The following is a 6000-nucleotide window of genomic DNA, read 5'->3' as shown; positions in this document are numbered from 1 at the left end:
TGGCACCTGGCCGTGGTCCGGCACGGCAGGCTGGCCGCCGCGGGCACCGCGCGGCGCGGTGTCCCGCCGATGCCGGTGGTCGACATGCTCCAGGCGTCGGCGGAGACCGTCGTCCCCGGTCCGGGACCGCTGCGCGGGGCGCCGCCGGACGAGGCGCGCGTGCTCTACCGGTGGCTGACCACCGGCGGCACCCGGCTGGTCCGCTGCCCGGGCTGGGCCGAACCTGCGGGCGCGGCCGGGGCGTGGCAGGCGTGGCTCGAACGCGCCGTCAGCGGCCGGACCCCGTACGCCGCCGTCGACTGATCCGCTCCCGGGCACAACTCCCCTGTCCCAGGACGACACCGCGGTCTTCCATGGGAGGTGCCTGGAGACAGATAGGGAGACGACAATGACCACCCTCGTCCGGGCGCACGATGTGGCCCGAACCGACCGCGCCCACGCCGCCGCACTCCTGAGCCCCGAGGTCGACGCGACGCGGGCGCTGCTCACCACCCTTTCCCCCGAGGACTGGCGCAGGCCGACCGACTGCCCCCGGTGGAACGTGCACGACATCGTCGGCCACACCATCGGCAACGCCGAGAACTTCCTCGACGCCGACCTCTTCGCGCAGCGCGTCCAGGAGGGCACCGCCCGCTACCCGGAGCTGCCGCGGCTGGACGCCATGAACGAGATCGCGGCCGAGGTCTGGCGCGAACGCCCGGACAGCGAGCTCGTCAGCGAGTTCGTGCACCGGTGGCGGCAGCTGCTCCAGGCTCTTCCCGAGATGCCCGAGCAGGCCCGCGAGCAGCGGTTCGACACCGGCTACCCGGACGTGCCGCCGGTCGAGCTCGGCTACGTCCTGGACGTCATCCTCGCCCGCGACATGTGGATGCACCGCGTCGACATCTGCCGGGCCGCCGGCCGCACGTTCACGCCGCACGACCACGACCGCGGGGTCGTGGAGCAGGTGCTGCGGGACCTCGACGACGAATGGGCGGGCCCGTCCTTCGAGCTCGAACTGACCGGCCTGGTCACCGGCGACTGGCAGATCGGCGAGGACGCGCCGGTGGCCGCGGTCGAGGCGGACGCCCTCGGCCTGATGCGCAGCCTTTCGGGCCGGGCGGACGCGGAGGTCACCGTCCGGCGCGGCGACGCCGGAACCGCCCAGGCGGTCAGAAGCGCTCGCGTGATCTTCTAGGGCCCGGCTCTCGCCGACCTCGGGGCTGCCACTCGGCCCGGGTTCCGGCGCGGCTTGGGGTCTTACGCTCCGGCCCGGGCGCCGGCGGCATTCGCGCGCTGCCACATGGCTCGCGCTCCCACCGGACTTCGGCTTTCCGCCCCGGCCCGAGCCCTCGCCGCACTCGCCCGCTGCCACACAGCCCGCGCTCCTACCGCACTTCGGCTCCTCCACCCAGCCCGAGCTCCGGCCGCACTCGCGGACTGCCACCCAGCCCGCACTCCCACCGAACTTCAGCTCCTCCACCCAGCCCGAGCCCTCCCGCACTCGCGGGCTGTCGCCCGCGTCCCGCACTCGCGGGCTGTCGCCCGCGCCCGCGCCGCGCAACGAGAAGGGCCCCGGCATCCGCTCGGATGCCGGGGCCTTCGCCGCGTGCTCAGGTCACTCGGACTTCGGCTTGCCCGCGGTCAGCTGCCGCTGCTCGCGCTCCTCGCGCTCGCGGACCTCGTCGTCGTGCCGGGTGCGCTCCAGCGCCTCGGTCTCCTCCGCCGGGTCCGGCTTGAGCAGGCTGCCCGCCACCGGGTGACCGGCCGCGCCGAGCTTGTTCATCTTCTTCGGCACCGGCGCGCCCTGGTAGGGCAGCTCCTCCGGGTGGCCGTGCTCGTCCACCGGGCCCAGCGGCTGGTGGATCTCGATGAACTCGCCGTGCGGCAGGCGCTTGATGATGCCGGTCTCGACGCCGTGCTCCAGCACCTCGCGGTCGGCCCGCTGCAGACCCAGGCAGATCCGGTAGGTGATCCAGTAGGCGATCGGCGGGCCCAGCAGCAGACCGAGCCTGCCGAACCACGTCATGGCGTTCAGCGAGATGTTGAACTGGAACGCGATGACGTCGTTGTTGCCCGAGATCATCAGCACCGTCCAGAAGGTCAGCGCCATCATGCCGAGGCTGGTGCGGACCGGGACGTCGCGCGGACGCTGCAGCAGGTTGTGGTGCGCGTCGTCCTTGGTCAGCTTCCGCTCGATCGCCGGGTAGGCCAGCAGCACGGTGAACAGGATGCCCATGCCGATCGCGCCCGCGAAGAACACCGGCGGGATCGTGTACGGGCCGAGGTAGACCTCCCAGGCCGGCCAGACGCGCAGGATGCCGTCCGCCCAGGCCAGGTACCAGTCCGGCTGCGAGGCCGCCGAGACCTGCGAGGCGTTGTACGGGCCCAGGTTCCAGATCGGGTTGATCTGGAACAGCCCGGACATGATCGCCATCGCACCGGTGACCAGCGCGAAGAACGCGCCGCCCTTGAGGGCGAAGGTCGGCATGATCCGGATGCCGACGACGTTGTTCTCCTTGCGCCGCACACCGGGGAACTGGGTGTGCTTCTGGTACCAGACCAGCGCCAGGTGCGCCGCGATCAGGCCGAGCATGATGCCCGGGATCAGCAGCACGTGCAGCACGTAGAGCCGCGGGATGATCTCCATCCCGGGGAACTCGCCGCCGAACAGCGCCCAGTGCAGCCAGGTGCCCAGCACCGGGATCGAGAGCACGATGCCCGACAGGGTCGCGCGGATACCGGTACCGGACAGCAGGTCGTCCGGCAGCGAGTAGCCGAAGAAGCCCTCGAACATGCCCAGGATCAGCAGCAGCGCGCCGATGGTCCAGTTGCTCTCGCGGGGCCTGCGGAACGCACCGGTGAAGAAGATGCGCGCCATGTGCGCCATCATCGAGGCGACGAAGATCAGCGCCGCCCAGTGGTGCAGCTGCCGGATGAACAGACCGCCGCGGACCTCGAACGAAATGTCCAGGGTGCTCGCGAACGCCTTCGACATCTCGACGCCCTGCAGGTTCCGGTAGACGCCGTCGTAGACGACCTCCTCCATGGAGGGGTCGAAGAACAGCGTCAGGTAGACACCGGTCAGCAGCAGCAGGATGAACGTGTAGAGCGCGATCTCACCGAGCAGGAAGGACCAGTGCGTCGGGAAGACCTTGTTCAGCTGCCGCCGCATCCCCTTGGCGAACTGGAATCGCTGGTCGAGTTCGTCGGCTGCCTGGGACGCCTTCTTGTAGGCGGCGCTCTCCGATTTCGTGGGCGTGGTGATCGAACTCATGCCTTACGCTCCCAGTAGGCCGGGCCGACCGGCTCGATGAAGTCGTGCTTGGCCACGAAGTATCCCTCTTCGTCAACCGTAATCGGAAGCTGCGGCAGGGATCGGGTGGCTGGGCCGAACACCGGCTTGGCGTAGGTGTTGACCACGTCGAACTGCGACTGGTGGCACGGGCACAGCAGGCGGCCGGTCTGCTGCTCGAACAGCGAGGTCGGGCAGCCCACGTGGGTGCAGATCTTCGAGTAGGCGTAGAAGTCGCCGTAGTTGAAGTCCTCCTGGCCCTTGCGCTTGATCGGCTTGCTGCCCGGCCGGAGCCGGATCAGCATGACCGGCGCGTCGCCGCGCTTGAACGCCTTGGCCAGTGCGTGCTCGTCGTGGCGCTCGGACTCCCGGAACGGGTAGACGGTCTCGAAACCGCCCGCGTCGATGTCCTCCGGGCGCACCAGCGACACCTCGTGCGGGTGCCCGGTGCTGCGGCGCAGGTAGATCTTCTCGCCGTTCTCCGACAGCCACGGGGTGTGCTGCAGCGAGTTCGGCCCCTCGTTGGCCCACGGGTTGCGGACGAAGCCGCCGATCGCGACCACGCCGGCACCCAGGCCCAGCGCACCCGCGCCGAAACCGGCGGTGCGCTTGATCATCGACCGGCGGGCGATGCCGCTGCGGTTGCCCGCGTCGGCCAGCAGCGCGGCCGTGGTCTGGCGGTCGACCTCCTCCGAGCCGTGACCGTCGTGGCGCTGCTGCACCGCGACCTCGTGCGGGAGGAACTTCTTGCCGTAGAGGACGACGGCGATACCCACCGACAGCACCGACAGGCCGAGGAAGAACCCGACCAGCGGCGTGTACAGCGAGTAGACGAAGTACTCGTCGGGCTTGCTCAGCGGGTCGGCGTAGCCCCAGGGCCAGAAGATGAACACGGCCAGGAACGCCAGCGCGGACAGGCCCGCGAGCACGAACCACAGCGCCACGGTCCGCTCCGCGCGCCGCTCGGCACGGGTGTTCTTGACCGGCCAGCGGTCCCGGTACTCGACCAGCTCGACGTCGTCGAGCTCGGTCCCGAGCCGGACCTTCTCGTCCCGGCTCATCTCGGCCAGCTCGGCCTCGGTGTATTCCCTCTTCTGCTGCTCGCTCATGCCCTGGCTCCGATCCACAGGGTGACGCCGATCAGCGCGCCGATCCCGACCACCCAGGCGATCACCATCTCGGACGCCGGTCCGTACCCGCCCAGGTCGTTGCCGCCCGGGTTGTTGTTGCCGTTGGACACCGACTTGACGTAGGCGATGATGTCCTTCTTCTCCTCCGGGGTGAGCTGCCGGTCGGAGAACTTCGGCATGTTCTGCGGTCCGGTGAGCATCGCGTTGTAGATGTCCTGCTCGGTCGCCTCGTGCAGGTTCGGGGCGTACTTGCCCGAGGACATCGCGATGCCGCGTCCGGTGAAGTTGTGGCACGACGCGCAGTTGAGCCGGAAGAGCTCACCACCGCGGGCCGGGTTGGCGCCCCACAGCGCCTCGCCCCGCTCCTTCGGCCCCTCCGGACCGCCGCCGTAGGTCTGAACGTACGCCGACAGCGCGTCGATCTCCTCCGGGGAGAACTTCGGCGGCTTGCGCATGGCCTGCGCCTCCTGGCGGACCATCGGCATCCGGCCGGTCGAGACCTGGAAGTGCACGGCGGCCTCGCCGACGCCCACCAGGCTCGGGCCGCGGTCCTGCACACCCTGCAGGTTCGAGCCGTGGCAGGTGATGCAGGCGTTGTTGTAGAGCGCCTCGCCCTGCCTGACCAGCGCCGGGTCCGCGGCGGCCTGCGCGGTCTGCGGCTCGGGGGTCAGGACGGTGTAGAGCCCGCCCGCGCTGATGAGGGCGATGCCCAGCGCCAGCGCACCGGAGATCCGCCGACGTAGCTTCGAGCCCGCGCGGTTCCGTTTCTTGTTGGTGGTCATGAGTGCGGCAACCCTTGCTGTCAGGTTCGGGGTGATTCGGTAACGACCTCGTCTGGGAAGACGGTCACGGGACGAGGTAGATCACGGCGAACAGCCCGATCCACACGATGTCCACGAAGTGCCAGTAGTACGACACGACGATGGCCGCGATGGCCTGCGCCGGGGTGAACTTGCTGAGCCTCGTCCGGATGATCAGGAAGACGAACGCGATCAGACCGCCGATGACGTGCAGGCCGTGGAAGCCGGTCGTCATGTAGAAGACGGTGCCGTACGCGGAGGACGCGATCGTGGTGCCGTGCTCGGTGATCAGCTGGTAGTACTCACCCGCCTGCCCGAGCACGAAGACCGTGCCCATGATCAGTGTGATCACGTACCAGCGACGCAGGCCGTAGACGTCTCCCCGCTCGGCCGCGAACACGCCCCACTGGCAGGTGAACGAGGACGCCACCAGGATGATCGTGAACGGGAGGGCGTACGGGAGGTTCAGATGAGTGGGGTGTGGCGGCCACGCCCCCTCGTTCTGCGCCTTCACCGTGAAGAACATGGCGAAGAGCCCAGCGAAGAACATCAGCTCGCTGGCCAACCAAACGATGGTGCCCACGCTGACCATGTTCGGGCGGTTCAGCGAGTGCACACGTTGACTGATTGAGGGCGCTGCCGTTGTCACGCGACGCATTATGTCTTGCACGTTTTCCGCCTGCCTCGTCGGGTCCGCAGCCACGCCGGGGATTGATCGGATTGCGACCTGGGAGTAACGCACCGTGAAGAACATACGTGAGGCTTTCGCCCGTCTGGGTGGTCTGTTCCGAACTCA

Annotated in this window: 5 protein-coding genes and 1 pseudogene; 2 read left to right on the top strand and 4 right to left on the bottom strand. The window is 69.1% G+C overall.

Features of this window, described 5'->3' with window-relative positions; genetic code table 11:
• Together ABD691_RS19140 and ABD691_RS19135 are read left to right on the top strand one after the other, a co-directional pair.
• Nucleotides 1-303 (top strand): annotated as a pseudogene (locus tag ABD691_RS19140) (DEDD exonuclease domain-containing protein); the annotation flags it as partial.
• Between the two features lie 85 nt (nt 304-388).
• Nucleotides 389-1177, top strand: a complete 789-nt coding sequence (locus ABD691_RS19135; protein ID WP_344681605.1) for a maleylpyruvate isomerase family mycothiol-dependent enzyme — start codon at nt 389-391, stop codon at nt 1175-1177.
• Nucleotides 1178-1597: 420 nt separating this feature from the next.
• Here ABD691_RS19135 and qcrB read toward each other — a convergent pair whose 3' ends face one another.
• The 4 genes from qcrB to ctaE form a co-directional block, all read right to left on the bottom strand.
• Nucleotides 1598-3256: a cytochrome bc1 complex cytochrome b subunit gene (gene qcrB / locus ABD691_RS19130; RefSeq protein WP_344681604.1), complete on the bottom strand. Its 1659-nt coding sequence runs from the start codon at nt 3254-3256 to the stop codon at nt 1598-1600.
• Nucleotides 3253-4383 carry a cytochrome bc1 complex Rieske iron-sulfur subunit gene (gene qcrA / locus ABD691_RS19125; protein WP_344681602.1) on the bottom strand — a complete coding sequence of 377 codons (1131 nt, stop codon included), beginning with the start codon at nt 4381-4383 and terminating at the stop codon, nt 3253-3255. Before qcrA ends, qcrB begins: the two co-directional genes overlap by 4 nt.
• Nucleotides 4380-5186: a cytochrome bc1 complex diheme cytochrome c subunit gene (gene qcrC / locus ABD691_RS19120; protein WP_344681600.1), complete on the bottom strand. Its 807-nt coding sequence runs from the start codon at nt 5184-5186 to the stop codon at nt 4380-4382. The genes qcrA and qcrC overlap by 4 nt, the downstream gene beginning before the upstream one ends.
• A 64-nt stretch (nt 5187-5250) precedes the next feature.
• Nucleotides 5251-5862, bottom strand: a complete 612-nt coding sequence (ctaE, locus tag ABD691_RS19115) for an aa3-type cytochrome oxidase subunit III (RefSeq protein ID WP_344681598.1) — start codon at nt 5860-5862, stop codon at nt 5251-5253.
• Nucleotides 5863-6000: the final 138 nt, after the last annotated feature.

The sequence above is a fragment of the Saccharopolyspora taberi genome, from assembly GCF_039534165.1.
GTDB lineage: Bacteria > Actinomycetota > Actinomycetes > Mycobacteriales > Pseudonocardiaceae > Saccharopolyspora_D > Saccharopolyspora_D taberi.
The sequence above is the reverse complement of the archived record's forward strand: the minus strand, read 5'-3'. Positions and strand labels throughout refer to the sequence as shown.